Source organism: Ruegeria sp. CH2, assembly GCF_056537065.1.
Genome location: NZ_JBQFQV010000006.1, coordinates 96,265 through 120,254, shown reverse-complemented (window position 1 = coordinate 120,254; position 23,990 = coordinate 96,265). Strand labels below are relative to the sequence as shown.

26 protein-coding genes and 1 tRNA gene are annotated in these 23,990 nt (G+C 57.0%); 8 read left to right on the top strand and 19 right to left on the bottom strand.

Annotated elements, in window-relative coordinates:
• The first annotated feature begins 16 nt into the window (after window positions 1-16).
• Complete coding sequence (locus ACR0M9_RS10860; RefSeq protein WP_480773567.1) at window positions 17-823, top strand: ABC transporter permease; 807 nt, start codon at window positions 17-19, stop codon at window positions 821-823.
• A 92-nt stretch (window positions 824-915) separates the two neighbouring features.
• On the opposite strand, the gene ACR0M9_RS10855 is transcribed toward ACR0M9_RS10860, so the two are convergent.
• A tRNA-His gene (locus tag ACR0M9_RS10855) sits at window positions 916-992 on the bottom strand.
• Between the two features lie 48 nt (window positions 993-1,040).
• Window positions 1,041-1,523: a GNAT family N-acetyltransferase gene (locus tag ACR0M9_RS10850; protein ID WP_480537535.1), complete on the bottom strand. Its 483-nt coding sequence runs from the start codon at window positions 1,521-1,523 to the stop codon at window positions 1,041-1,043.
• Window positions 1,524-1,600: 77 nt separating this feature from the next.
• Here ACR0M9_RS10850 and ACR0M9_RS10845 point away from each other — a divergent pair, with 77 nt between their 5' ends.
• Window positions 1,601-1,789: a DUF6324 family protein gene (locus ACR0M9_RS10845; RefSeq protein WP_117869403.1), complete on the top strand. Its 189-nt coding sequence runs from the start codon at window positions 1,601-1,603 to the stop codon at window positions 1,787-1,789.
• A gap of 4 nt (window positions 1,790-1,793) precedes the next feature.
• Here the strand turns inward: ACR0M9_RS10845 and ACR0M9_RS10840 are convergent, their stop codons facing one another.
• Window positions 1,794-2,225 carry an MmcB family DNA repair protein gene (locus tag ACR0M9_RS10840; RefSeq protein ID WP_209504302.1) on the bottom strand — a complete coding sequence of 144 codons (432 nt, stop codon included), beginning with the start codon at window positions 2,223-2,225 and terminating at the stop codon, window positions 1,794-1,796.
• Window positions 2,226-2,339: 114 nt separating this feature from the next.
• On the opposite strand from ACR0M9_RS10840, the gene ACR0M9_RS10835 reads away from it, so the two are divergent.
• Both ACR0M9_RS10835 and ACR0M9_RS10830 read left to right on the top strand, forming a co-directional pair.
• The gene (locus ACR0M9_RS10835; RefSeq protein WP_209504303.1) at window positions 2,340-2,660 is read left to right on the top strand and encodes an ArsR/SmtB family transcription factor; all 321 of its coding nucleotides are present in this window, start codon (window positions 2,340-2,342) and stop codon (window positions 2,658-2,660) included.
• Window positions 2,657-3,082 (top strand): SRPBCC family protein, encoded by a 426-nt coding sequence (locus tag ACR0M9_RS10830; protein WP_480537534.1) that lies wholly within the window; start codon window positions 2,657-2,659, stop codon window positions 3,080-3,082. Before ACR0M9_RS10835 ends, ACR0M9_RS10830 begins: the two co-directional genes overlap by 4 nt.
• A 387-nt stretch (window positions 3,083-3,469) precedes the next feature.
• Here ACR0M9_RS10830 and ACR0M9_RS10825 read toward each other — a convergent pair whose 3' ends face one another.
• The 6 genes from ACR0M9_RS10825 to ACR0M9_RS10800 form a co-directional block, all read right to left on the bottom strand.
• Window positions 3,470-4,636: an adenylate/guanylate cyclase domain-containing protein gene (locus ACR0M9_RS10825; RefSeq protein WP_480492680.1), complete on the bottom strand. Its 1,167-nt coding sequence runs from the start codon at window positions 4,634-4,636 to the stop codon at window positions 3,470-3,472.
• A gap of 265 nt (window positions 4,637-4,901) precedes the next feature.
• On the bottom strand, window positions 4,902-5,207 hold the full coding sequence (locus ACR0M9_RS10820; protein WP_480481563.1) for a hypothetical protein: 306 nt from the start codon (window positions 5,205-5,207) through the stop codon (window positions 4,902-4,904).
• A gap of 59 nt (window positions 5,208-5,266) precedes the next feature.
• Window positions 5,267-5,749, bottom strand: a complete 483-nt coding sequence (gene nusB, locus ACR0M9_RS10815; protein WP_480481565.1) for a transcription antitermination factor NusB — start codon at window positions 5,747-5,749, stop codon at window positions 5,267-5,269.
• Window positions 5,746-6,297, bottom strand: a complete 552-nt coding sequence (locus tag ACR0M9_RS10810; RefSeq protein WP_209504307.1) for a 6,7-dimethyl-8-ribityllumazine synthase — start codon at window positions 6,295-6,297, stop codon at window positions 5,746-5,748. Before ACR0M9_RS10810 ends, nusB begins: the two co-directional genes overlap by 4 nt.
• A 2-nt stretch (window positions 6,298-6,299) precedes the next feature.
• Window positions 6,300-7,421 carry a 3,4-dihydroxy-2-butanone-4-phosphate synthase gene (ribB, locus tag ACR0M9_RS10805; RefSeq protein ID WP_267365297.1) on the bottom strand — a complete coding sequence of 374 codons (1,122 nt, stop codon included), beginning with the start codon at window positions 7,419-7,421 and terminating at the stop codon, window positions 6,300-6,302.
• A gap of 104 nt (window positions 7,422-7,525) precedes the next feature.
• Window positions 7,526-8,113, bottom strand: coding sequence for a riboflavin synthase (locus ACR0M9_RS10800; RefSeq protein ID WP_480773566.1), 588 nt, complete (start codon window positions 8,111-8,113; stop codon window positions 7,526-7,528).
• Between the two features lie 141 nt (window positions 8,114-8,254).
• Here ACR0M9_RS10800 and ACR0M9_RS10795 point away from each other — a divergent pair, with 141 nt between their 5' ends.
• From ACR0M9_RS10795 to ACR0M9_RS10785, 3 genes are all read left to right on the top strand, one after another.
• Window positions 8,255-9,553 carry a capsule biosynthesis protein gene (locus ACR0M9_RS10795; protein ID WP_480773565.1) on the top strand — a complete coding sequence of 433 codons (1,299 nt, stop codon included), beginning with the start codon at window positions 8,255-8,257 and terminating at the stop codon, window positions 9,551-9,553.
• Window positions 9,554-9,633: 80 nt separating this feature from the next.
• The gene (locus ACR0M9_RS10790; RefSeq protein ID WP_480773564.1) at window positions 9,634-10,767 is read left to right on the top strand and encodes a polysaccharide biosynthesis/export family protein; all 1,134 of its coding nucleotides are present in this window, start codon (window positions 9,634-9,636) and stop codon (window positions 10,765-10,767) included.
• Window positions 10,768-10,770: 3 nt separating this feature from the next.
• Window positions 10,771-12,771, top strand: a complete 2,001-nt coding sequence (locus ACR0M9_RS10785) for a capsular polysaccharide biosynthesis protein (RefSeq protein ID WP_480773563.1) — start codon at window positions 10,771-10,773, stop codon at window positions 12,769-12,771.
• Window positions 12,772-12,773: 2 nt separating this feature from the next.
• Here the strand turns inward: ACR0M9_RS10785 and ribD are convergent, their stop codons facing one another.
• From ribD to ACR0M9_RS10755, 6 genes are all read right to left on the bottom strand, one after another.
• Window positions 12,774-13,874 (bottom strand): bifunctional diaminohydroxyphosphoribosylaminopyrimidine deaminase/5-amino-6-(5-phosphoribosylamino)uracil reductase RibD, encoded by a 1,101-nt coding sequence (gene ribD, locus ACR0M9_RS10780; protein WP_480773562.1) that lies wholly within the window; start codon window positions 13,872-13,874, stop codon window positions 12,774-12,776.
• Window positions 13,871-14,341, bottom strand: coding sequence for a transcriptional regulator NrdR (gene nrdR, locus ACR0M9_RS10775; protein WP_267367325.1), 471 nt, complete (start codon window positions 14,339-14,341; stop codon window positions 13,871-13,873). The genes ribD and nrdR overlap by 4 nt, the downstream gene beginning before the upstream one ends.
• A 120-nt stretch (window positions 14,342-14,461) precedes the next feature.
• Window positions 14,462-14,875 (bottom strand): secondary thiamine-phosphate synthase enzyme YjbQ, encoded by a 414-nt coding sequence (locus tag ACR0M9_RS10770; RefSeq protein ID WP_480486070.1) that lies wholly within the window; start codon window positions 14,873-14,875, stop codon window positions 14,462-14,464.
• Window positions 14,876-14,896: 21 nt separating this feature from the next.
• Complete coding sequence (locus tag ACR0M9_RS10765; protein WP_480773561.1) at window positions 14,897-15,301, bottom strand: hypothetical protein; 405 nt, start codon at window positions 15,299-15,301, stop codon at window positions 14,897-14,899.
• Between the two features lie 77 nt (window positions 15,302-15,378).
• Window positions 15,379-15,924 carry a DUF4166 domain-containing protein gene (locus ACR0M9_RS10760; protein WP_480773560.1) on the bottom strand — a complete coding sequence of 182 codons (546 nt, stop codon included), beginning with the start codon at window positions 15,922-15,924 and terminating at the stop codon, window positions 15,379-15,381.
• A 2-nt stretch (window positions 15,925-15,926) separates the two neighbouring features.
• A complete protein-coding gene (locus ACR0M9_RS10755; protein ID WP_480773559.1) occupies window positions 15,927-16,316 on the bottom strand; it encodes a thiol-disulfide oxidoreductase DCC family protein in 390 nt (129 codons plus the stop codon).
• Window positions 16,317-16,709: 393 nt separating this feature from the next.
• On the opposite strand from ACR0M9_RS10755, the gene ACR0M9_RS10750 reads away from it, so the two are divergent.
• On the top strand, window positions 16,710-17,729 hold the full coding sequence (locus ACR0M9_RS10750; protein ID WP_480773558.1) for a helix-turn-helix domain-containing protein: 1,020 nt from the start codon (window positions 16,710-16,712) through the stop codon (window positions 17,727-17,729).
• A 178-nt stretch (window positions 17,730-17,907) separates the two neighbouring features.
• Here the strand turns inward: ACR0M9_RS10750 and rpoD are convergent, their stop codons facing one another.
• From rpoD to ACR0M9_RS10730, 4 genes are all read right to left on the bottom strand, one after another.
• Window positions 17,908-19,890, bottom strand: coding sequence for an RNA polymerase sigma factor RpoD (gene rpoD / locus ACR0M9_RS10745; protein WP_209504318.1), 1,983 nt, complete (start codon window positions 19,888-19,890; stop codon window positions 17,908-17,910).
• A 114-nt stretch (window positions 19,891-20,004) separates the two neighbouring features.
• Entirely contained in the window at window positions 20,005-21,954 is a 1,950-nt protein-coding gene (dnaG, locus tag ACR0M9_RS10740) for a DNA primase (protein ID WP_480773557.1), read from the bottom strand.
• 80 nt (window positions 21,955-22,034) lie between these two features.
• Window positions 22,035-22,331 (bottom strand): hypothetical protein, encoded by a 297-nt coding sequence (locus tag ACR0M9_RS10735; protein WP_267366003.1) that lies wholly within the window; start codon window positions 22,329-22,331, stop codon window positions 22,035-22,037.
• A gap of 119 nt (window positions 22,332-22,450) precedes the next feature.
• On the bottom strand, window positions 22,451-23,881 hold the full coding sequence (locus ACR0M9_RS10730; RefSeq protein ID WP_480773556.1) for a Glu/Leu/Phe/Val family dehydrogenase: 1,431 nt from the start codon (window positions 23,879-23,881) through the stop codon (window positions 22,451-22,453).
• Window positions 23,882-23,990: the final 109 nt, after the last annotated feature.

The following is a 23,990-nucleotide window of genomic DNA, read 5'->3' as shown; positions in this document are numbered from 1 at the left end:
TCCAAGGAGCCCGATCATGAGTTGCATCCAGACCATTCAGGATTACGGCCTGCGGTCGCTTGGCTTTGGCGAGCGCCTGCTGCCTAAAACCGATTTCACCCTGTGCGAACAGTTCACCCTGATCGGCTCGGGCATGATCTGGAACATCTATTTCGGCGTCATGGCGCTGGCGACCGGGTTCTTTCTGGCCACCGCGCTGGCCGTCGGCAAAGCCTCGACCAACAAATGGCTGCGCAAACCTGCCGAATGGTTCATCTTTCTGTTCCGGGGCTCGCCTCTCTTTATCCAGTTCTTCTTTGCCTATTTCTTCTTCCTGTCGCTGAAGAAAACATATCCGATGTTCGACGCCTTCACCTCGGCCTGGCTGGGGGCGCTGATCGTGCTGTTCCTGAACACCTCAGCCTATTCGGGTGAGATTTTTTACGGTGCCCTGCGCTCGATCCCCAAGGGAGATATCGAAGCGGCAGATGCCTATGGCATGTCCGGCTGGTCGCGGTTTCGGCGGATCGTCTGGCCCACCATGCTGCGTCTGGCCTGGCCGGCCTATACGAACGAAGCGATCTTTCTGTTCCATGCCACCACGCTGGTCTTCTTCTCGGCCTTTCCGGCCTGGCAACAACGTGGCGACGCGCTCTATTACGCCAGCTATTTCGCGGACAAAACGTTCAACCCCTTCATCCCCTATCCAATTCTGGCGTTCTATTTCATCCTGCTGACATTGGTGATTGTCGGGGGATTTGGCCTGATCAACAAACGCCTGAACCGCCACCTGCCCACCGCCAAACGGGCAAAAATGCGGTTCAAACTGAACCTGGCGCGCTAAAGGACAGCGCGCCGTAAATTCCGGCGTTCAAGCCTACACTACGCTTGTAATACGCTTGGTGATGCGAACACGGACAGTCGATTTGGGGGGAATGGTACCGCCTCCCTGGCTTGAACAGGGGACCTCTGGATCCACAATCCAGCGCTCTAACCAACTGAGCTAAGGCGGCACTTTGTGAGGGGCGATGTACCGAACGCGCCGGGGGAATGCAAGAGGATTAAAGCCTAATTCTCCAGCTTTGTTCGACAAGATCGACGCCAAAGGAATGCACCGGTTTGCTGTCGATCAGTTCCCAGCCAAACGCCCTGTAAAGCGCGCGGGCAGCCGTATGACTTTCATGGGTCCACAAAACCATTTCCCGATATCCAGCCTCGCGTGCGAAGTCTGTACAGGTCTGTAACAGCCGTTTCCCCAACCCAAGTCCGCGCGCTTCGGGGACAAGCAGGAAGAGGCGTAGTTTGGCGGTTGTCTGGTCAACACGCACGCAGAAGATGCTACCCAATCTTTGCCCAGCCCGTTCAACAATCCAGCCTTTTTCAAAGGACGGGTCATTGTTGGCAATGAACTCCTCAAGGATGCGCGCAACCAATGGGGCAAAGCTGTCATCAAATCCTTCGTCGCGCGCATAGAGTAACCCGTGCTGTTCGACCAGCCACGCGGCATCATCGGGGCGAAACGTTCTGAGAACCACTTTATCCATGTCTTATCTGACCGCAAAGGTGACTTGATTCTCAACCCCGTGCGCGCTAGCACGAATGCTCAGTCTCGGAGGCATCGATGGGCATCAATACCGAACGCGATATTCAGGCCAACCTGCAAATCGGTCCGACCGATCAGGGGATGGTACGCTTGTTCATCGAAGCCGACGGCATCGAGATTCCGATGGATTTCGACCCCGAGGAAGCCGAAGAAATCGCCGACGAGATCCGCGCCGCAATACAGGCCGCCCTCGCCGTCAAAGGCTGAGCTTTTACAAGCGCGGATCGCGCAGCGCATGCAGTCGGCGTGCTGCATCTGTCGCAAATTTCTGGATCATCTTCTTGCGCCGCGCCGGGGCAAGCTTGTCCTCGGGCGCCATGCGCACGATCTCGGCATCATAGGCGTCAGCAATGATCAAGCCCGTTTCGTCAGGCAACAGATCGGTCGGAAACTCGGTATCCACGGCCCAGAAGAATCGGTCACACCATTCCAGATAGCCCTGCCATTTGGCATCCGATTGATAATCGGCACGGCTGGATTTGCATTCGATCACCCAAATCTCACCTTTGGGACCCAGCCCCATCACATCGACACGCAAACCACGTGCCGGAACGAATTCTTCAACAGAAACAAAACCATGCGCGGCAAGGTGGCGTGCGACGCCACGCGCCAGTTTCTGTCCGGGCTGCAAATCTAACAACATACCCCAAATGTGAACAATTGGTGAACAAAAGTAAAGTGCTCCATCGCGCTTGACATAATACCATTTGGCATCATATTAATACGATACCAAATGGTATCTCTTCTGGAGTTGCTTATGGATAACCGAACTCAAAACGCGTTCCGTGCGCTGGCCGATCCCACACGTAGGGACATTGTACAATTGCTCTCGTCTCAGGACATGACCATCGGGCAGTTGACAGACCAGTTCGACATGACTCGGGCCGCGGTCAAAAAGCATCTGACCGTGCTATCCGACGGCGGCTTGATCACCGTCGAAACCCGTGGCCGCGAACGCATTAACCGTCTTGAACCACAGGGGATGGCCCCCGTTCTGGACTGGCTCAGGTATTTTGACCAGTTCTGGGACGATCGCCTCAACTCTCTCAAGGAAGCTGTTGAAAGGAAATCGAAATGACCGATGCAGTTCTGAAGAAATCGATCTTTCTGAGGGCCGAACCGGAAACGGTATGGGCTTATCTTACAGACCCGGATCGCCTGGCGGAATGGTTCCACAAACCGAAACATCCTCTGACCGCGGGTCAAAAGCTGGAGATGTTTGGCACAACAAGCGGCGAACTGTTGATCTGGGGTGAGGTTCGCGTTGCCAACCCTCCCAAATATCTGGAATACACGTTCACCGTAAAACCGATGGGCGACGCGGTGAGCGTCGTCAAGTGGACCCTGGAACCCGTCGCAGGCGGGACGCGCCTTGACCTGCGGCATGAAGGCCTGCCGCAGGGGGCCGATGCCTTTGGCCTGATCCTGGCGCTGGACAAGGGTTGGGACGAGCACTTTGGCAAGATGCGCACGGCATTGCACGAAACTGTTGATGCCTGACCCCTTGTGCGAACCCGTCAGACGCCCTACTTAAGCGCGTGGCGGGTTCTGCCCTTCTTGTGACAGGTAGCATTCTGGTGGCCTTAAGCAATTCCGAGGGGGCTGGCTCTGTTCAGGTCCTGGCCTGATTACCTGGCGCCCACCTGTATATACAGGTCCTCGGGAATCAAACCACACGGTTGTTTGGTGGTCCCGCCACATTGCTGAATTGGCTCAGAGCACCACCAACGTCGGTCTTTACACGCCTGGATGCCATGCAGATCAAATTAATCCGCTCTGATAGCCCAATTCTTCCAAAAGCAATGCTAACTTAGTGTACCAGCCTTCCTGTTGAAACATAGCACCCATTCCCTGGCCCCAAGAATATTCATGCAAACTGGTTCAAGGCTATCCTTCGATGAGAGAAAACAATTCGATTGGATTAGCAAGGCCACGAACTTCGTGAACCCCACAAGGCAAAAACAGATCAGGTGAGGTCCCAGCAATCGCTGATGTTACCAACACTCTGTGACCGATAGACTTGGTTAGACCTTCTATGCGACTGGCAACATTCACTGCGCCCCCGAGAACCGTGAAATCAAGCCTTCCCGGACTGCCGATATTGCCATAGCTGACTTGCCCAACATTGATCCCGATTCCTACATCCAAAGACGACTTATTAGCCTCAACGCGGCGACTGTTGAGCGTCGTCAAACCGGCCAATACACTTTGTGCGGCTTGCGCAGCCTTTCGGCATCGGTCGGCGTGGTCAACCTGAGTTGCGATGGTGAAGATCGAGAGAATACCGTCACCCATAAACTTGAGAACATCGCCGCCGTTCTCTTCTACGGATTGCACAACCAGATCAAAGTAACCGCTCAGCGCGTCAAAAACATCCACCTCGGGAGCGGCTTCCGAAAGAGCCGTGAAACCTCGCAAATCAGAAAACATGACAACTGCATCAACTGTCGTTCGTTCGCCCCGCTTGATCCGCCCATTCCAAACCGCATCAGAGGGCCCATCACCAAGATATGTTCGTAGAAGCCCCTTGGCTGACTTGCGCATTGTGACGGGTTCCAAGGCGGACGATAGAGCAGGCAGAGCTTCCTCAATCAATTCCAGATGTTGCGGTGAAAAACCGTCTGGGTCCTGTGTAACAAATGTACATCCGTGCAGAGATCCATCACCATAATACATAAGGGTGGCATAGTAGTCTGTGCCACCCGACTCAGCGAATTCAAGATACGATGAATGCTCGGTCCTTGGATCAAGTTGTCGCAGACTTTTATGAAGTGGCTTTCTGTGCTCCAGAATGTACTCAAATGAGCTGCCAACATACCCGTCTGTCGACATCGTTTCATGAGTTACGTCGTAGCTGTCGGTCCGGTCAGGGGTCCAGACTATCCCCCATGCAATAAGTAACGGATTGGCGAACCGCTGACCAATATTGACTCGCCAGAGTGGAACGCCTTCGTCAACTAATGACGAGCAGAAATGAGAAACTACTTTCACGGGGTCGCCTGAGCGGCGTCCTTCGGTAATCATCCAGTCGGTTAATTGTGGTACGGAGGCCATGTTGTCAAACTAGTCGCTTGGACAAGATGATCAAAGTCCCTTCCTATTAGCAGGTTATTCAAAGCGCTATATTGAAGGAATATGTTCAGACCAAGGCCCCAGATACGCCATTCTGAATATCCGCGATAGGCTGAAATCAACCGCATACAAACGTGACAGCGGCTGCATCTGCTTTGAAGCTGCAACAGTCAATGTCGGCGCAACCATCTCACGATATGCCAGAGAACCCATAAGAGGCTTGGTGTGATAAAGCCTGGCATCAAAATTAGCGTGAAACACTCGCCTCTTGCTTGATCGCAACTGGTTTCAAATCATCTAAAACCGGTGTTCCCCGGCGCGGGCCTTGCGGCTTTTCTGCCATGCTCATGATCTTGTAGGCGAACTGGACACCGGCAAAGACAATGCCGTTCATGAACCAGATCATCACCAAAGCGATAAGACCGATTTCCGAACTGGTTATCAGATGGCGCAGGTTTGCGACATTCAGCGCCAACAGGACGCCGACAAACACAGCCGAAATGACAAAGCCCCAGGCAACTTGCGTGATATAAAGGCGGATCAGTTTGGGCATGGCGAACCTCTTTGCGCTATGACATTCAAGTTAGCGCATATCTGGTTCTCGTAAAGGCGTCAGAATGCCTCGGGCTGTGCCTCGCGGGCCATATGATCCAGCACAGCATTGACGAATTTCGGCTCTTTGCCTTCCGGGAAAAACGCACGCGCAACGTCAACAAATTCAGTGATGACAACCTTTGGCGGCGTGTCGCTTTGGGTCAGCTCTGCCCCAGCCGCACGGAACAGCGCCCGCAAGGTCGGGTCAATCCGAGCGATCGGCCATTTGGCGACCAGCGCACGGTCCGTCATCTGGTCGATGGCCGCCTGATAGTTCACCGCATTGTCGACCAACGAGCGGAAGACACTGATATCACCGTCCAACATTTCCTCACCCTCATAGACAGCGCCAAAACGGTGATCCAGAAACTCATTCACGACAGCTTCGGTCGTTTGCCCGGACTGTTCCATCTGGAACAGCGCCTGCACGGCATAAAGCCGGGCGGCGGATTTCATCAGGCGTTTCTGGTTGGCCGGTTTCGGCGCGTCTGTCTTGGTCATGCTGTCGAGGGTCCGTTGCTGTCGCCCGCCACGAGGATGGACTCGGACGGCGGTTTGAAACCAACGCCCTTTTTGGAAGAGCCCCACTTACGGCTGAGCGCGATCAGATGCAAGGCCGCAGCAGCAGCCCCACCCCCTTTATTCATCTTTTTCGGGTTCGCGCGGACTTCGGCCTGCGCGTCGTTTTCCACAGTCAGAATGCCATTGCCGATGCACAGGCCCTGCAGGCCCATCAACTGGATGGCCCGGCTGGAGTCATTGCAAACGGTTTCGTAATGCGTGGTCTCGCCGCGAATGACGCAGCCCAGCGCGACGTAGCCATCAAAGTTGCACTGACGGTCGGCCATTGCGATGGCGGTCGGGATTTCCAGCGCGCCGGGCACCTCGACCACTTCGCAGGTTCCGCCCGCGGCTTCGATTTCGGCCTTCGCGCCCGTGATCAGGTTATCGGCAATCGCACGATAAAACGGCGCCGCCACGATCAGCAGCTTGACCGGCTTGTCAAATGTCGGTGTCGGCAGAACGCCATGTTCGTCTTGAGCAGCCATGATCAGTCTTCCTTCAAAATCGAACGGGTACCGACGATGGACAGGCCAAACGCGTCAAGCCCCAGATATACGGTTTCTGGCGAGTCGGTCAGCAGAACCAGTTCCTGAATTCCCATCTTGGACAGGATCTGGGCCCCCAGACCGGTTTGTTTAATGGTGCGCGGCCCCTCGTCACCCGTCGCATATAGCGAGTTGCGCGGTTGACGGAACAGGCAGACCACGCCCCGTCCTTCTTCAGCAATCTTTTCCATGGCGCGCGGCAGTTCGCGCGAGGATTTCGGACCAAGACCCAGAATATCGGGGGCCTCGTGCAGAGCATGGGTGCGGGTCAACACCGGTTCGGGTGTGGTGATGTCGCCCTTGATCATGACCACATGTTCGATGCCATGGGTCTGATCGGTGAACAGCCGCATCTCCCACTCGCCGCCATATTCTGACGTCACCATCTGACGCGAGGTTTCAACCACCAGATTGTCGTTGCGCGACCGGTAGGCAATCAGGTCACTGATCGTGCCGATCTTCATGTTGTGCTCTTGCGCAAACTCAACCAGATCAGGCAGACGCGCCATGGTGCCGTCGGGTTTCATGATCTCGCAGATCACGCCCGAGGGGTTTAGACCGGCCAGACGCGAGATATCAACGGCAGCCTCGGTATGACCAGCACGCACCAGCACCCCACCCCGCTTGGCGCGCAAGGGGAAGACGTGGCCTGGTGTTGCGATATGGGCCATTGTGTTCTGCTCATTGATCGCAGTCGCCACGGTCAGCGCACGATCGGCGGCAGAGATCCCGGTGCTGACCCCTTCGCGCGCCTCGATGGACACGGTGAATGCGGTTTCGTGCCGGGACGAGTTGTTCACCGCCATCATCGGCAGCCCAAGCGCTTCGACCCGTTCTGCCGTCATAGGCAGACAGATCAGGCCACGGCCATGGGTGGCCATAAAGTTAATGGCCTCGGCATCCGCGAACTCGGCAGCAATCACCAGATCGCCCTCGTTTTCGCGATCCTCGTGATCGACCAGAATATACATCCGGCCGGCTCGCGCCTCTTCAATAATGTCTTCGATCGGGCTGATCGCGTCGCGCAGCCGGGCCTCGACCGGGCCGGGTGTCTCAAAGCTCATTGGGCAGCCTTTCGCATGGCATGTTTGAACGGCGGAATAGACCACTGAGGGCACAAAGACCAGTCCACAAACGGCGCAGGTCTGCTCCGACGCGACGTATGGTATCAGGACATCTCGGCCAGACGCGCCACATAACGGGCCAGTGTATCGATCTCAAGATTGACCCGGTCCCCGACCTGCACGTGGCCCCAGGTGGTGACCTCTTTGGTGTGTGGAATGAAGTTGATGCCGAAATCGCAATCTGTCACGTCATTGACCGTCAGGGATGTGCCATTCAATGCCACCGATCCTTTGGGCGCGATGAACCGTGCAAGATCCTTTGGCGCGCGCAAGGTGACGCGTGTGCTGTCGCCGTCTTCCTTAATCGCGATCACCTCGGCTACGCCATCCACATGGCCCGAGACGATGTGACCGCCCAATTCGTCACCAACCTTCAGGGCACGTTCAAGATTGACACGCTTGCCGACAGTCCAGGTGTCGAGATTGGTTTTCGAGACGGTTTCCGCGCTGATCTGGACGTCATACCAATCGTCGCCCAGTGCGATCACGGTCAGACAAACACCGTCACTGGCAATCGAGGCCCCGATATCGATGCCCGCAGTGTCATACGCAGTCCTGATCCGCGCACGCAGGTCTCCCTGCTGCTCCAGCTCGGCGACGGTGCCCATGTCGGTGACGATCCCTGTAAACATTCCGTTAACCCTCAGTTCCTAACCTGTGCCTGACTATCACCGTCGAGGTAAGGCCAACGGGCCGCGCGGGCAAGCCCTGCCTTGCCGTACACCGACCAAACGGGCATAGTTTTGGCAACAACAACAATACGAGCAGTTCGGATGCCGCACCCGCCTTCAAGGTCTCATGATCGGGTCTTCCTGTTCCTTCAGGGCCCGCACGGACCTTTTTTCCCGGCCTTGGGGCGTATGTTGCGCGCCACGGGGGCTCGGGTCTGGCGGGTTGGGTTCAATGCAGGCGATCAGGCGTTCTGGTTTGACAAGGCAAGCTACATCCCGTTTCAGGACAAACCGGAAAACTGGCCCGCAACACTGTCCTCTTTGATCGCTGAAAAAGCTGTTACGGATATTGTTCTATATGGCGACACCAGACCCATACATGCGCGTGCGGTCGAAATCGCGCGGTCTTGCGGAGTTACCGTTCATGTATTCGAGGAGGGGTATCTGCGCCCATGGTGGGTGACTTATGAGCGGGACGGATCAAACGGAAATTCCCGGCTGATGTCGCTGGACGTTCAGCAGATGCGCCAGGCCTTGGCCCTGTCCGACCGAAAGGCGCCGCCGCCACCGTCGCATTGGGGAGACATGCGGCACCATATCTTCTATGGCGCCCTTTATCATTGGTTCGTGATGGCCCTGAACAGCCGCTACCGCAACTTTCAACCGCACAGGGAATTACCTGTCTCGCAAGAATTCAGATTGTACCTCAAGCGCCTGTTTTTGATGCCTTTTCATCGCCTTCAACGAAGTGTGGCAACGGCGCGGGTCAGGTGGGGCGGATACCCCTACCACCTCGTTCTGTTGCAGCTTGGGCATGACAGCTCGGTGCAGGCTCATTCCAGCTTTTCGGGCATGTGTGAATTTCTTGAGCTGGTAATCGAAGGATTTGCGCAGGGCGCGCCTGCCCATCACAGGCTGGTGGTAAAGGAACACCCGTTGGAAAACCATCGCGAACCGTTGCGACGCCGGGCCCGCGAGATAGCCGGAAAACATGGCATCGGCGACCGGGTTCATTATGTGCCGGGCGGCAAGCTGGCCAGATTGCTGGATGAGGCGAGTTCGGCCGTCACCGTGAATTCCACTGCCGGACAGCAAGTCCTGTGGCGGGGCATTCCATTGCGCATATTCGGGCGTTCGGTTTACGACAAGCCCGATTTCGTCTCACAGCAGCCGATCGCAGCGTTTTTCGCCGGTCCCCGCCACCCGGATGCCGAAGCCTATCGCTGTTATCGGCAATTTCTTCTGGAAACCAGTCAGGTACCCGGTGGGTTCTACTCAAGACGTGGCCGCCGTCAGCTGCTGCGTCGCGCCGTGGATATGCTTTTGGACACCAACGATCCTTACCAATCGGTTCTGAATACGAACGAGGCGCGAACGACACAGTTGAAAGTCGTCGAATGAAACGGGTGGTGTGTGACTGGAAGTTAAGCAACTTACCAGCTAATCTGCACGCAACTACAAAAGACTGAGGATATCGGGCGGTGAAAGTCTCTCTTAGGCGATGGATGCGGGGTGTGTCCCTTGTGGCTGCAATTGGTCTGCTGGCTGCGTGCCAGTTGCCAAAATCCGGACCGAACAAATCCGAAATTCTGGCCGGTTCAGTTCAAAACGGGGGCAACGCATATGTCGTTGAAGTTGACGACAATGTCACACGCGCTACGTCCGCCGTTCCTCAGTATGGCTTTTCGTCCTCCTTCAGCAGTGCCCAGACATTGACCGCAGATACCGTCCGCCCTGGTGACGTGCTGGGGCTGACCATCTGGGAAAACGTCGACGATGGCTTGCTGTCAGGCGAAACCGGTCTTGCGACCGCGTTGAACGAGGTTCAGGTCGACAGTGACGGATTTATCTTTGTCCCCTATGCAGGCCGGATTCGGGCCGCGGGAAACACGCCGGAACAGCTGCGCGTTCTGATCACAGACAAGCTTCAGGAACAAACGCCGGACCCACAAGTCGAAGTGCGGCGCGTCGCGGGTGACGGGTCCACCGTCTCGCTGACGGGCACGGTCGCCGCACCGGGCATTTATCCGATTGAACGGCCAACCCGATCGCTGCTTGGTATGTTGTCCCAGGCGGGCGGGGTCTCGGTCGCGTCGGACATCGCGCTGGTGACCCTGATCCGGGGCGATCAGAAGGGTACCGTTTGGTACGAGGACCTGTTCCGCAACCCCAAGCTGGACGTCGCCCTGCGCGGAGGCGACCGCATTCTGGTGGAAGAGGACAGCAGATCGTATATCGCCCTTGGCGCAACCGGGGGCCAATCGCGCGTGGCATTTGAAAGCCAGGACCTGTCGGCTCTGGAAGCCTTGGCGCAGGTCGGTGGTCTGCTGACGCTTTCCTCGGATCCAACGGGAATATTCATTCTGCGCAAGGAACGTCAGGATGTCGCCCGCAGTATCACCGGACGCGCCGACCTCAAAGGGGATCAGCGCATGATCTACCTGCTGAACCTGACAGCCCCCAACGGCCTGTTCATTGCACGCGATTTCGTGATCCGGGATGATGATACAATCTACGTGACCGAAGCGCCCTATGCGCAGTGGAGCAAGTCGATCTCACTTATCGCAGGCGGTCTGACGCCCGTTGCAAACGTTGCCACGCTAACTGGCAATTGATGCATGCGTCCCGATCCCGACACGTCAGCCGGGAGCGGGCTAAATCGGCTGTTTGTCTATAACGGCGGCTTTCTGACCCAGAAACGTCTGAGACGAATTCTGACGCTTTCGGGTTACGACATTCGTCTGGGACTTCCGAAAGAAGGCGATTGCGTAGGCGTCTGGGGCAACAGCCCGACAGCACATCGCGGCCTTAAGATCGCCGAAAAACACGCTGCCCCGGTTCTGCGGGTCGAGGACGCCTTTCTCAGATCTCTGCACCCGGGCCGGAATGGCGAGCCCCCCTTGGGGCTGTTGCTGGATCGTTCCGGCCTGCATTTCGATGCCGCCACGCCGTCTGAACTTGAGACAGTGCTGACCACGCACCCTCTGGATGACACGGCCCTGCTGGACCGTGCCCGCGCCGCGATCACGCGGATCAGAGAGCTTAACCTCAGCAAATATTCCGCCTTCGATCTCGATCTTGATTCACCCGATCCGGGCTATGTTCTGGTGATCGATCAGACGGTCGGCGATGCTTCAGTAACTGCAAGCGGAGCGGACCGCGCCCGGTTTCTTGAAATGCTTGTCTTGGCGCAGGAGGAAAACCCCGGCGCGCGTATCCTGATCAAGACACATCCTGAAACACTGGCGGGTCACCGTCAGGGGCATTTCACCGATCAGGACCTGTCAGACCGGATATCTCGGTTCAGCGATCCGATCAGCCCATGGCCGTTGCTTGAAGGGGCTATTGCTGTTTACACCGTGTCCTCGCAACTGGGGTTCGAGGCAATTCTGGCGGGCCACAAACCGCGTGTGTTCGGCCAACCTTTCTATGCCGGATGGGGCCTGACGCAGGATGACAGACCCGTTCCGCGCCGCCAGCGCAGCCTGACACGGGCGCAATTGTTCGCGGCCGCCATGCTGCTGTACCCGACTTGGTATGACCCCTATCGCGATCAGCTGTGCGAGCTGGAAACGGTACTGGACACGTTAGAGGCAAATACCCGCGCTTGGCGACAGGACAAGAACGGCTGGACGGCATCCGGGATGCGCTTGTGGAAACGCAGGCATCTGCAACAGTTTTTCGGGCAACATGGAAAGCTGCGCTTTACGGCATCTCAACCCGGCACACCGGACCGCCCCCACATGGTATGGGCCAGCCAGGCAAGGAACACCGAAGGGGCGGTTCGGGTCGAAGACGGGTTCCTGCGTTCACGCGGGCTTGGGGCGGCACTGGTCCCGCCATTGTCGCTGGTGACAGACGAGATCGGTATCTACTACGACCCGACAAAACCCAGCCAGTTGGAAGAGCTGATCACTTTGCGTGAAACGTTGAGGCCGGATCAGGACCTGCGCGCGGAACGTCTTGTCGAAAACCTTTTGGCCGAAGGCCTGAGCAAATACAATACCGGCAATCCGACCAGCCCCCTGCCCGAAGGCCATCGTATTCTTGTGCCCGGACAGGTCGAGGACGACGCCTCGATCCTGTTGGGTACCAGCGCGGTCCGCAACAATCTGGACCTGCTGAAAACTGTGCGCGATGCCAATCCCGACGCGATCCTGATTTACAAACCCCACCCCGATGTCGAAGCGGGTCTGCGCGAAGGCAGGATCGATGCCGAGGCGATTGCAGACATTGTTTTAACCCAAACAGACCCCGCGTCATTGTTGCCGCACGTGCAGGAAGTATGGACCATGACATCGCTTCTGGGGTTCGAGGCTTTGCTGCGCGGCGTGAAGGTTACAACTCTGGGCGCGCCCTTTTATGCGGGTTGGGGGCTGACCACGGATCTGGGGGTTGTTCCCGCCCGGCGTGGCGCACGACCAACGTTGATGGGCCTCGTCCATGCCACCCTGATTGATTACCCTCGTTATTTCGACCCGGTCACGGGGCAACCCTGCCCGGTCGAGGTTGCAGTTGAACGTCTGGCGCAGGGCACTTGTGCCCCGACCGGTCCGTTCAATCGAGTTCTGTCAAAACTTCAGGGCGCGTTTGCGACACATGCGCACTTGTGGCGCTAAACCTAGTCCGACGCCCTGCGCCAACGGTGCAGGATATCCCCACCCACCACTTTCGCTTCAACCAGTTCGAACCGTGGCGCGGCGTCCAGTGTCGTTAAAGCCAATGTTCCCACGGCAGCCAGACCTTCGGCTCCGATGGTCAATCCAGCGGTAAATCCGACCAGTTCATCCACCAGATCCTCGGCCAGCAGCGACGCTGCCAGCGCCGCCCCACCTTCGCAGAAGACGCTGGTCAGACCGGCTTGCCCCAACTGTTGGAGCAGATCGACCGCGTCAACCTGATGATCTTTCAACGCACAGGGGATCAGCTTTGCGCCCAATCCTTCCCAGGCTTTCGCGCGCTCGGCATCCGGGTGATGCGCATGGCAGAGCCACACAGGTGTCTTTGATGCCGTGCGGGCCAAATGCCCCATCAGGGATATATCCATATGGCGCGAAACCACAACGCGCACGGGCTGATGATCAATGCCAAGATCCCGAACTGTCAGTGAGGGATCGTCAGCCCGCGCTGTACCCGCTCCGACCATCACCGCGTCGTGTCGCGCACGCATGGCATGGACAACGCGGCGCGCCTGTGGCCTGGTAATCCATTGGCTGTGCCCGGTCGAGGTTGCGATCCGCCCGTCAAAACTGCTGGCCAGCTTGAGGGTCACGAAAGGTCGGCCCTGTTCGGTCTTCAGAAAGAAGCCCGCCAGATCACGTTCCGCCTGCTCTGCGAGGACACCGGTTACGACCTTAATTCCGGCCTCGCGCAACTTGGCAAAGCCCTGCCCCGCGACACGCGGATCGCTGTCTTCCACGGCTGCCACGACACGGGCGACACCCGCAGCAATCAAAGCCTCGGCACAGGGGGGTGTTTTGCCGTGGTGGGCGCAGGGTTCCAAAGTCACATAGGCGGTCGCGCCATGTGCGGCCTGCCCGGCTTGCGCCAAAGCCTCGGTTTCGGCATGGGGGCGGCCGCCCGGCTGGGTCCAACCGCGCCCGACAATCCGGCCTTTGCGCACGATAACACACCCCACCGCAGGGTTTGGCCAGCACATCCCCTGACCGCGCCGCCCCAGTGACAGGGCCAGCGCCATGAAACGCTTATCTTTTTCGCTCACTCGTCCGTCGGTGGCTGCGGCGGGCGCAGTTCGTGGACAAACTCCTCAAAATCATCGGCCGCCTGGAAATTCTTGTACACACTCGCAAAGCGAACATACGCGACGGTATCGATCCGCGCCAGAGCTTCCATAACGATCTCACCGATCTTGTGGGACGGGATATCCGTGTCGCCCATGCTTTCCAGCCGACGCACGATACCCGAAATCATCTGATCGATCCGCTCGGGATCAACTGGCCGTTTCTGCATCGAGATGCGGATCGAACGTTCCAGTTTATCGCGATCGAAATCCTCGCGCTTACCATTGGTCTTTATGACAACCAAATCACGCAGCTGCACACGCTCATAGGTCGTGAACCGCCCGCCACAGGCCGGGCAGAACCGGCGTCGGCGGATTGCCACGTGGTCCTCTGCCGGACGTGAATCTTTTACCTGAGTATCGATATTTCCGCAAAACGGGCAGCGCATCCGCCGTCTCCTCGTCCCTTGTTCCGCCTCTTTTTGTAAGCGCTGCGACTTACTTATCCACAACTATAGGGCAGCAACTAGAGTTTGGGTAGTCGGAAATTTCAACCGCTAGATAAAGGGTCAGACAAGGTGCGCTGCAATCCGTCTCTGGTGTGGTGCCGTGCGGTGTTCAAACAGATATATCCCCTGCCATGTTCCAAGGCACGGGCGACCCTGCACCACAGGTATCGACAAGGATACCGGCAACAGCGCAGCCTTTATATGCGCTGGCATGTCGTCGGGGCCTTCATAAGTATGCCGAAGATACGACATTGCCGGGTGATTGGACGGCGGCACCAGCCTTTCGAAAAACGCCCGAAGATCAGTTTGAACTTCGGGGTCTGCGTTTTCCTGAACAAGCAATGAACAGGAGGTGTGGCGAACAAAAAGCGTCAGTAAGCCATCCGTCGCCACCTGCCCCAGCCACTGCGTCACCTCGGACGTGAATTCGTAAAGACCTGATCCTTGGGTCCGGATTACAAATTCAGTCTGCATTCGCGGTGTCTCGCCGTTTTGTCAGTCGTTATAGAACGGTCGATAGTTACACCTGGCATTCGCGCCTTGTACAGACATGCTGGTGCCAGGTTGAAAACCGATTGTAACAAAGCTGCTTGGCTGTGCACCCACATTCTGGGGCGGCTTGGTCGAGAACTGAACCGCCGTTTTACGACCGGTGGTGACGCTTGGCCCATACCCGCGCAACACGTAGATCCGATCGCGCCAGCCCGCGCCCAATGTACGCCGTGCATAATCCGCTGCCGCGCACCAGTATCCTTCGGTACGCTGGTCGCCGCGCGGAATAACTTCGAAATCGGTGGCGTTTATCGGCTCGGTCCGGTAACCGTGCGGTGCCGCGTCAGCCGTCATTGGAATGCTGAACGCCAGGGCGGCAAGCGCGGCAAATGTCCGTGTATGTTTCATTGTCATAATTCCCTGATTGTGTGTCTCAAAAAGGTTAGGCCATAAGCTCCGTCGGCACAGGGTCGCTCACGTTCTGTTTAGTCCGTCTCGTGCGATGCGTGAACCGGCGTGAGCCAGCCCTGGTATCTGATCAACATTCCCAGTCCCGGCGCGTCTGCAGACACATCAAACCGAAAGCGCCCCGCTTTGTCCTGCCATTCGCGCGTTCTTGATCGCGGCAAGGTAAAAGATGGCATCGGGATGCCAAACACGGTCAGGCGGAGGATTTTGATATGCATCCCATTTTCCCACCAAACGGGCTTTAACCAGATCGAGATCGCGCCAAAAGATTCACGGACACACTCTCTTTTCGTATCATATTTCAGAGTTGATCGGGTTTTGTGGCCCGCGAAATTCCGATCCCATGACCAGAATTCGCCATCAGTATCAATGTGCACGGAGACGGGGACGTCTTTGCCGCTTTGCGGAAACCCGGCCAGACGTGTTGCAAGGGCAACCCATATCCCTTTGCCACGTTCGATGTCGCAACGTCCTGCAAAGCAGCCCTCGCTCATGTGCAAAACTCGAACCGCCTCTGGCAACCTTTCGGTCGATCCTATCGCCTTAAGAAACGGATCGCCCATCGCTAGTACCCGTTTTCGGCAAAACGAGCCCTGATATCGGGACCGGGAACCAGACATGTCTCGGAACGTCCAAAGAATGCATATCTGTTTCGTGCGATCAGGCGATAGGCCGGATCCTTGATAAGCCGAGGCAGAAGCCGACACATTGATAACAGCGACCATGGGCCACGCAACTGTCGCATCGCCGCCGCAAACGCATCCAGATGCTGAAAAACAGCGCCATTCACGACCACCAGATTTGTTTGAAAATCCTGTGTGGGAAGGCCGAGATCACGATATAGCTTTTGCCCAAGCGGGGACTGCGCCGTTGCAAATTGAAAAACATGGCGCTGGTCACGTTTCAGCATAAACTGGAAAAACCCCGAACACAGCACGCATTCGCCGTCAAACACAATTAGGTTTTGGCCATAAACCGCTGTATTCTCAAATATACCCTGCAAGGTTTTACACCGGAACTATTGACTTGAAGCCAGCCTGACAAAACCACCTGAGCGAAGCAATGCGACATGTATGAAAGGTGTGGGGGCGTGCCGGGGAGCCTTAACCAGAGGCTGGTGATTTCCCCGAGGCTCTGACCTCATCCCCATAAAGGTCTGGACCCGGCAACACCACTGAAGTGGTTCGTTGCACATGGCGATGCTTGTCCATACCGGTCAATAAATTTCGAGAAACTGCCACTGACGGCTTGCTTCTGTGTGAAATCCACTTGTCAGCACCGTCGATCATGAAAGACAATTCCGCGATAGTCTGCATATGTAATTTAAAATTTGAGGTACTGTTTCGCGATGGATGTCGATATCGGCCGACTTCATCTGTTTGTTCAGGCGCTGGACCGCTATTCTGGAAATGGCGACATGTCCTGCGATGTCCTGAAAATGGCAGGGCTGCGCCCTCAGGATATCGCGCCGCCGGTTTCAACCTACAGCGTACAAAGCGAGGCTTTGTTTATCCGTTATGCATGTGACGCCACCCATGACATAACGTTTGCGGCCCGCACGGGTCTTGAGGTTACATCAGCCTCGACCGTGACCGCCTATATCAGCAAGTATTCCCGCGACCTGAAACAGGTGATGGAGAACCTCTCGCGCTTTCACGGTATCATCGACCCTGCCATCGCGCTTAACCTGCGCGTCGCGGGTAACTTTGCGACCTTGGAAGCCGAGTGGAAAGACCCCGGATTTGCGCGGTATCACAGACGCACCGAATTCCTGATATTTGCTGCCCTGGCCAGAATGCGGAACCTGACGCAAGTCAATCTCTATCCGATAGAAATTCGGTTTCAGCACAGGGTCGGTGACCACGCCCGAAGATTTGAAAAGCTTGCCGGTTTTCCCGTGACCTTTGGGGCCGAGAACCTCGAGATTATCCTGCCTCTTTCAGCGCTGGACCTGCCTGTACCGACTTATGACCCCCAACTCAGAGAGCACTTGCTGGAATATGCAGATCGCCTGCTTTCTGAGAGAGGCGCGCCCAAACATCTGACCCGTGCCAAGGTCGAAGGGCTGGTTACCCGATCCCTGCCCGGCGCAATCCCGCAGGCCGAAAGCCTCGCGGCTGATCTGGGGATGAGCCTTAGAACCTTCAGCAGGCGCCTCAGGGACGAAGGCACCAGCTACCGCGATGTTGTCGACGATCTGCGGTGCGACCTGGCGCAGACCTTTATCAAGAATGAAATGCCCTTGTCCGAAATCGCCTATTCGCTGGGCTATGCGGATCAGGCCGCATTTTCGACCGCTTTCAAACGTTGGACAGGCCAGCCGCCCAGCGCGTTCAAGACGCGAACAGAACACCCGATACGGACGTGAGACCGGGGGTCATCAGCTTGAAAAACCTCGCCCCGGCCCGTCCCATGAGTGGACAGAACGGATATAGAAGGACAGAAGGTCCAGCCCTTGTGCGTTCCCGCCAATGTGATGGGAGAACAGGCCATCGTGAAGAGTGTCCGGAATAAAAAAAGGCGCCTCGGGAGAGGCGCCTTGATACTTACTGATCCAGGAAGGACCGAAGTTTTCGGGATCGGCTGGGGTGCTTCAGCTTCCGCAGCGCCTTCGCTTCGATCTGGCGGATACGTTCGCGGGTCACGCTGAACTGCTGACCCACCTCTTCAAGCGTGTGGTCGGTGTTCATACCGATGCCGAAACGCATCCGCAGCACACGTTCTTCACGCGGGGTGAGTGAGGCCAGGACCCGTGTCGTGGTTTCCTTGAGGTTCTCCTGAATGGCGCTGTCCAGCGGCAGCACAGCATTCTTGTCCTCGATGAAATCACCCAGCTGGCTGTCTTCTTCGTCACCAATCGGAGTTTCCAGCGAAATCGGCTCTTTGGCGATCTTCATCACCTTGCGAACCTTCTCAAGCGGCATTTGCAGCTTTTCGGCCAGTTCTTCTGGCGTCGGCTCGCGGCCGATCTCGTGCAGCATCTGGCGGCCGGTCCGGACCAGCTTGTTGATCGTTTCGATCATATGAACCGGAATACGGATCGTGCGTGCCTGATCCGCGATTGAACGCGTAATAGCCTGACGAATCCACCACGTTGCATAGGTCGAGAACTTATAGCCGCGACGGTATTCGAACTTGTCTACCGCCTTCATCAGGCCGATGTTACCTTCCTGAATAAGATCAAGGAATTGCAGGCCGCGGTTCGTGTATTTCTTGGCGATCGAAATCACCAGACGCAGGTTGGCTTCGACCATTTCCTTCTTGGCCTGCCGCGCCTCTTTTTCGCCCTTCTGGACCTGCTGAACGATGCGGCGGAATTCGCTGATGTCCAGACCCACATATTGGCCGACCTGAGCCATGTCGTTGCGCAGCTCTTCGACCTTCGCGGTCGAGCGTTCGATGAACATCTGCCAGCCCCGGCCTGGCTTTTCCGCCATTTCGGCCAGCCAGTTGGGGTCCAGTTCACGCCCGCGGTATTCGTCGATGAACTCGCGACGGTTTATCCGTGCCTGATCGGCCAGCTTCACCATCGAACTGTCCAGCGACATGACGCGACGGTTGATACCGTAAAGTTGGTCGATCAGCGCTTCGATCCGGTTGTTGTGCAGGTGAAGACCATTCACCAGTTGCACAATCTCGGCCCGCAACTTCTGATAGGTCTCTTCGTCTTTTTCGCTGAACGTGCCATCCTCGTTCAAGGTGGCCGAAATGCGGCTGTCCTGCATTTCGGACAGCATCGCGAAATCGGTTGAGATCCGCTCCAGCGTGGTCAGAACCTGATCCTTCAATGCCGCTTCCATCGCGGCCAGCGACATGTTGGCCTGATCGTCTTCGTCATCGTCGTCGTCGCTGGTGATCGGGTTGCCATCGGCATCCAGTTCCGGCCCGGCCTCTTTCGCGGGTTTCGCAGCCTGCACGGCAGACGCGTCAACGACTGGCGCGTCGCCATCTTCGTCCAGCTGGTTGCCGAATGTGGTTTCCAGATCGATGACATCCCGCAGCAGAATATCCTCGGACAGCAATTCGTCATGCCAGATGGTGATCGCCTGAAAGGTCAGCGGGCTTTCGCACAGGCCGGCAATCATGGTATTGCGCCCTGCTTCGATCCGCTTGGCGATGGCAATCTCGCCCTCACGGCTCAGCAGTTCGACCGAACCCATCTCGCGCAGATACATGCGAACGGGATCGTCGGTGCGGTCCAGCTTTTCGGTGGCGGCCCCGGCCAACGCAACCTCGCGGTTGCTTTCGGTGGTCGTCAGTTCGGTCGAGCCCTTGTTCTCTTCTTCTTCGGCCTCTTCATCTTCGATGATGTTGATGCCCATCTCGGAGAGCATAGACATAACGTCTTCGATCTGTTCCGAGCTGACCTGATCGGGCGGCAAAACCTGATTGAGCTGATCGTAGGTGATGTAACCTTTCTCGCGGGCCTCGGCGATCATCTTCTTGACGTTGGCCTGGCTCATGTCCAGCGAGATTTCCTGGTCCTGCTCGTCGGATTTGCGATCTTCGGTCGTGTCTTTGGCGGCCATTCAATGCTCCTGCAGGGATGGGTGATTCGTTTGAACCGAATCATTAGCGCGTAGAAGTGATTCGGCCACCCGTTTACCCGTTTTTCTTTTCCAGTGCCTTACGAAAACACCATTTTACCGGCGTTTCCGCTCGAATTTGATGCCGGACATGATTGCCTCGAACGCGTCTTTCTCGTCGCGGTTGATTCGCGCCCCGTTGTCGGCGATGTCGAATATGGCCCTGTCTTCATTCTGGCTTCGGTTTGTCCGGTTGCGTTCTTCTGCCGCTTGCGCCAGCCGATATGTCAGCGCCTCATCGGCCAGATCAGACAACTCCTCTGCGGCTTCGGCAATCTCAGCATCCAACCCCCGGAGCGCTTTGATTTTCGCGAGTTCTTCGGCCAGAGTCATCTCGGCCTTTTCAACGTCGCCCGGTTTGAACACACAGGGGATTACGGCGACATGGCGAAGGGCCAGCAGGTTTTCAAGGGCCTCAGGCCCTAAAGTTTCGGCAATGTGGTCCTTCAGATTGTCCGGATCATCAATTGCATGGCGCAGGATTGCGGTTCGCAATGCGGCGTGATCAACATCGCGGCATTCCATCTCTTCCAGTTGGTGTTCGAACTGCACGACGACTTGGGGGTTAAGCGCGGCAATAGCCAGAATGGCCGCTTCGCGCAGTTGAATCTCGGCATTCTCGGACGAGGCCAGAAACGAGGACCGCGCGCCGGGCGTGGCGGGTTGTTTTGGCGGCACCCATTTGCCGCGCGGTTGCCATTGCCGGGATTGCGGTTGCCGTTGCGGACGGAACAACTGCCAGCGCAGGTCCTTGATCTCTTGCCCATAATGCGCCCGGATCGACGGATCGCGGATCAGCTTGATTTTCTCGCGCAGGGACTTGTCCAAAGCCGCCTTGCGTTCGGGGCTGTCGAACACCTTGCCGTCGGTCTCGCGCTGCCACAGCAGCCTGACCATCGGAATGGCACCATCCAGCACGGCCTTCACGGCACCTGCCCCCTCGGCGCGCAGCAGGTCGTCGGGGTCTCTGCCTTCTGGCATCAGGGCAAACCGCAGCGACTTTCCAGCTTCGAGCAGCGGCAAAGCCAGATCAACCGCCCGCATCGCAGCGCGCAGACCTGCCGTGTCGCCGTCCAGCGCAATGATCGGCTCGTCCGAGATCCGCCACAGCAGTTGCAATTGATGTTCGGTGATGGCCGTTCCCAAAGGGGCAACCGACGCGCCAAAACCTGCTTCGGCCAGCGCGATCACGTCCATATAGCCTTCGGCCACGATAAGCGGCTGACCCTTACCTGCCGCCTGTCGTGCCGGGCCTTGATTGTAAAGGCTGCGCCCTTTGTCGAATAGCTCGGTCTCGGGCGAGTTCAGGTATTTCGCGTTGTCATTCGGGTCCATCGCACGGCCACCAAACGCGATACAACGCCCGCGCGGGTCGCGGATCGGGTACATGATGCGGTTGCGGAAGGTGTCGTAGGGCTTTTTGCCTTTGTTTGAAGGCTTGGCCAGCCCGGCCCCAAGGATCAGATCCTCGGCCACGTTCTTGCCGCGAAGATGGTCCCACAGCGCCTGCCAATCGTCCGGAGCATATCCAATCTCCCACCGGTCCAGCGCTTGCGCGTTCAACCCGCGGCGCGCGAGGTAGTCTCGTGCGGCGGCTCCTGCCCCGGTCTTGAGTTGCAGGCGGAAGAACTGCACCGCCTGTTCCATCACATCAGCCAGCTGTGTGCGGTGGTCCTGTTTTTCCTGCGCCTTCGGGTCGCGCGCAGGCATCGGCATCCCGGCTTCGCGGGCCAGAATCTCGACTGCTTCTATGAACGAGACGTTCTCGGTCTCTTTCACAAAACTGATCGCGTCCCCTTTGGCATGACAGCCAAAACAGTAATAAAACCCCTTCTGGTCATCGACATGGAACGAGGCCGTCTTTTCGTGATGAAACGGGCAAGGTGCCCACATGTCCCCTTTGCCCTGATTGGACTTGCGTTGATCCCACATGACCTTGCGCCCGACAACCTGAGACAGGCTGAGCCGCGTGCGCAATTCGTCCAGAAATCCGGGGGGCAATGACATCTGCTAAACCTGCCAGAAATGAAAACGCGCGCCAAGAGGAAGGCGCGCGGTTGTCCACAGGGAAATGTCCGAGTTGTGGATTATTGTTGCAGGCACAGTTCAAGCCACGCCGCGCCTAGGTCTTTCTTGCGCACGTCCCGCATCTTTTGCTCATAAACCCAAGGTGTGATCAGCGGGATTGCAGCATTGTAGTTTTCGGGCCATGTCGGGCCGCTATCCGCCACCGCTTGTACAACGTCACGTTCTTTTACACGGTCCAATCGCGCCTTTTGAACCGCAGCCACCACATCAGCTTGGTACTTGCAGCTTTGTTCCTTGGTTTCCTGAGCGGCCAAAGGGGTGGCCAACAGAGCCGCGACAAAAGCGATACGCAACATGGAATTCTCCGGAGATTCGTTTCTTTGAAGTAGATTGCCCGTCAACCTAACGGGCTGTCATGGACATTCAAGCCGCAGCGCGTACTGGCGGGATGAAATGATCACCCCGCCCACCTAATTCACAGCCCCTTGGCGCGGTAGCTTTTCGCAACGCGGTCAATCGCCACGATATAAGCCGCCGTACGCAGGTCCTCGACATCATCACGGCTGTGCCAAACCTCACGCATCGACTGATAAGCAATACGCATTGTGTCATCGAGACCCGAGCGCACCAACTCAAGCTCATCCGCGCCTTTGAGGTACTTGGCCTTGAAGTCCGGCGACATCGACCACGCATCCCCCAGGTACCGGTCCAGCCTTTCCAGCTCGCTGACGATCAGTTCGTGACGCGACTCTTCCTGACGACGCTGCATCCGGCCAAAGCGGATATGGCTAAGGTTCTTGACCCATTCGAAATAGGATACTGTCACACCGCCTGCGTTGGCATACATGTCGGGGATGATCACTGTGCCCTTCTTACGCAGGACTTCATCCGCGCCAGCGGTTACCGGACCATTGGCAGCTTCGATAATCAGCGGTGCCTTGATCTGATCGGCGTTCGACAGGTTGATGACACCTTCCAAAGCCGCCGGGATCAGAATGTCGCATTCAGCCTCCAGCACTGCCGCGCCTTCAGCGGAATGGGTCGCATCGGGATAGTCCTTTACGCCACCGTGTTTGACAATCCACTGACGCACGGCTTCGACGTCAATCCCGTCGGGATTAAATAGCGCACCGTCCCATTCGATGATTCCGGTGATGCGCGCGCCATCTTCCTCGCTGAGGAACTTTGCAGCGTGATAACCTACATTACCAAGCCCCTGCACGATAATGCGCTTACCATCCAGTTTGCCCGACAAACCTGCTTTTTGAATGTCTTCAGGGTGGCGGAAAAACTCGCGCAACGCGTATTGAACACCGCGCCCAGTCGCTTCGACCCGCCCCGCGATACCACCGGCATTCAGCGGCTTTCCTGTCACACAGGCGCGCGCATTGATGTCCGTTGTGTTCATCCGCGCGTATTGGTCAGCCATCCAAGCCATTTCACGCTCCCCAGTGCCCATATCGGGCGCAGGCACGTTTTGCGATGGGTTTATCAGGTCTCGCTTTGCAAGCTCATACGCAAAGCGCCGCGTGATCTGTTCCAGCTCATGCTCTTCATATTCTCGTGGATCAATGCAAAGCCCACCCTTGGAGCCACCAAACGGTGTTTCGACAAGTGCGCACTTATACGTCATCAGCGCAGCCAGAGCTTCGACTTCGTCCTGGTTAACCGCAGTGGCATATCGAATACCGCCCTTGACCGGTTCCATATGCTCCGAGTGGACAGACCTGTAACCAGTGAAGGTATGGATTTCACCACGCAGCCGCACGCCAAATCGAACTGTGTAGGTTGCGTTGCAGACACGGATCTTTTGCTCCAACCCCGGCGGCAGCTCCATAAGGGCGGCTGCCCTGTTGAACATCAGGTCAACACTTTCACGAAAGCTGGGTTCTTTGATGCCGGTCATAAAATCCTCCGTAGCGGTACATGACGATGCGTCACGACGTTTTGTCGCACCACTGGCGGCCTGCTGCAATCAAACAATGCACTTTTTTTAATCATTTTATGAACGCACG

Bases quoted from the DNA above. Each gene is read 5' to 3' on its own strand.
- ACR0M9_RS10765 (WP_480773561.1), bottom strand. From the start codon at position 15,301: ATGAAACATACACGGACATTTGCCGCGCTTGCCGCCCTGGCGTTCAGC.
- ACR0M9_RS10785 (WP_480773563.1), top strand. From the start codon at position 10,771: ATGCGTCCCGATCCCGACACGTCAGCCGGGAGCGGGCTAAATCGGCTG.
- ACR0M9_RS10845 (WP_117869403.1), top strand. From the start codon at position 1,601: ATGGGCATCAATACCGAACGCGATATTCAGGCCAACCTGCAAATCGGT.
- ACR0M9_RS10795 (WP_480773565.1), top strand. From the start codon at position 8,255: ATGCCGCACCCGCCTTCAAGGTCTCATGATCGGGTCTTCCTGTTCCTT.
- ACR0M9_RS10860 (WP_480773567.1), top strand. From the start codon at position 17: ATGAGTTGCATCCAGACCATTCAGGATTACGGCCTGCGGTCGCTTGGC.
- ACR0M9_RS10820 (WP_480481563.1), bottom strand. From the start codon at position 5,207: ATGCCCAAACTGATCCGCCTTTATATCACGCAAGTTGCCTGGGGCTTT.
- ribB (WP_267365297.1), bottom strand. From the start codon at position 7,421: ATGAGCTTTGAGACACCCGGCCCGGTCGAGGCCCGGCTGCGCGACGCG.
- ACR0M9_RS10810 (WP_209504307.1), bottom strand. From the start codon at position 6,297: ATGGCTGCTCAAGACGAACATGGCGTTCTGCCGACACCGACATTTGAC.
- dnaG (WP_480773557.1), bottom strand. From the start codon at position 21,954: ATGTCATTGCCCCCCGGATTTCTGGACGAATTGCGCACGCGGCTCAGC.
- rpoD (WP_209504318.1), bottom strand. From the start codon at position 19,890: ATGGCCGCCAAAGACACGACCGAAGATCGCAAATCCGACGAGCAGGAC.
- ACR0M9_RS10800 (WP_480773566.1), bottom strand. From the start codon at position 8,113: ATGTTTACAGGGATCGTCACCGACATGGGCACCGTCGCCGAGCTGGAG.
- ACR0M9_RS10850 (WP_480537535.1), bottom strand. From the start codon at position 1,523: ATGGATAAAGTGGTTCTCAGAACGTTTCGCCCCGATGATGCCGCGTGG.
- ACR0M9_RS10830 (WP_480537534.1), top strand. From the start codon at position 2,657: ATGACCGATGCAGTTCTGAAGAAATCGATCTTTCTGAGGGCCGAACCG.
- ACR0M9_RS10840 (WP_209504302.1), bottom strand. From the start codon at position 2,225: ATGTTGTTAGATTTGCAGCCCGGACAGAAACTGGCGCGTGGCGTCGCA.
- ACR0M9_RS10825 (WP_480492680.1), bottom strand. From the start codon at position 4,636: ATGGCCTCCGTACCACAATTAACCGACTGGATGATTACCGAAGGACGC.
- ACR0M9_RS10770 (WP_480486070.1), bottom strand. From the start codon at position 14,875: ATGCAGACTGAATTTGTAATCCGGACCCAAGGATCAGGTCTTTACGAA.
- ACR0M9_RS10735 (WP_267366003.1), bottom strand. From the start codon at position 22,331: ATGTTGCGTATCGCTTTTGTCGCGGCTCTGTTGGCCACCCCTTTGGCC.
- ACR0M9_RS10730 (WP_480773556.1), bottom strand. From the start codon at position 23,881: ATGACCGGCATCAAAGAACCCAGCTTTCGTGAAAGTGTTGACCTGATG.
- nusB (WP_480481565.1), bottom strand. From the start codon at position 5,749: ATGACCAAGACAGACGCGCCGAAACCGGCCAACCAGAAACGCCTGATG.
- ACR0M9_RS10750 (WP_480773558.1), top strand. From the start codon at position 16,710: ATGGATGTCGATATCGGCCGACTTCATCTGTTTGTTCAGGCGCTGGAC.
- ACR0M9_RS10760 (WP_480773560.1), bottom strand. From the start codon at position 15,924: ATGGGCGATCCGTTTCTTAAGGCGATAGGATCGACCGAAAGGTTGCCA.
- ACR0M9_RS10835 (WP_209504303.1), top strand. From the start codon at position 2,340: ATGGATAACCGAACTCAAAACGCGTTCCGTGCGCTGGCCGATCCCACA.
- nrdR (WP_267367325.1), bottom strand. From the start codon at position 14,341: ATGCGCTGCCCGTTTTGCGGAAATATCGATACTCAGGTAAAAGATTCA.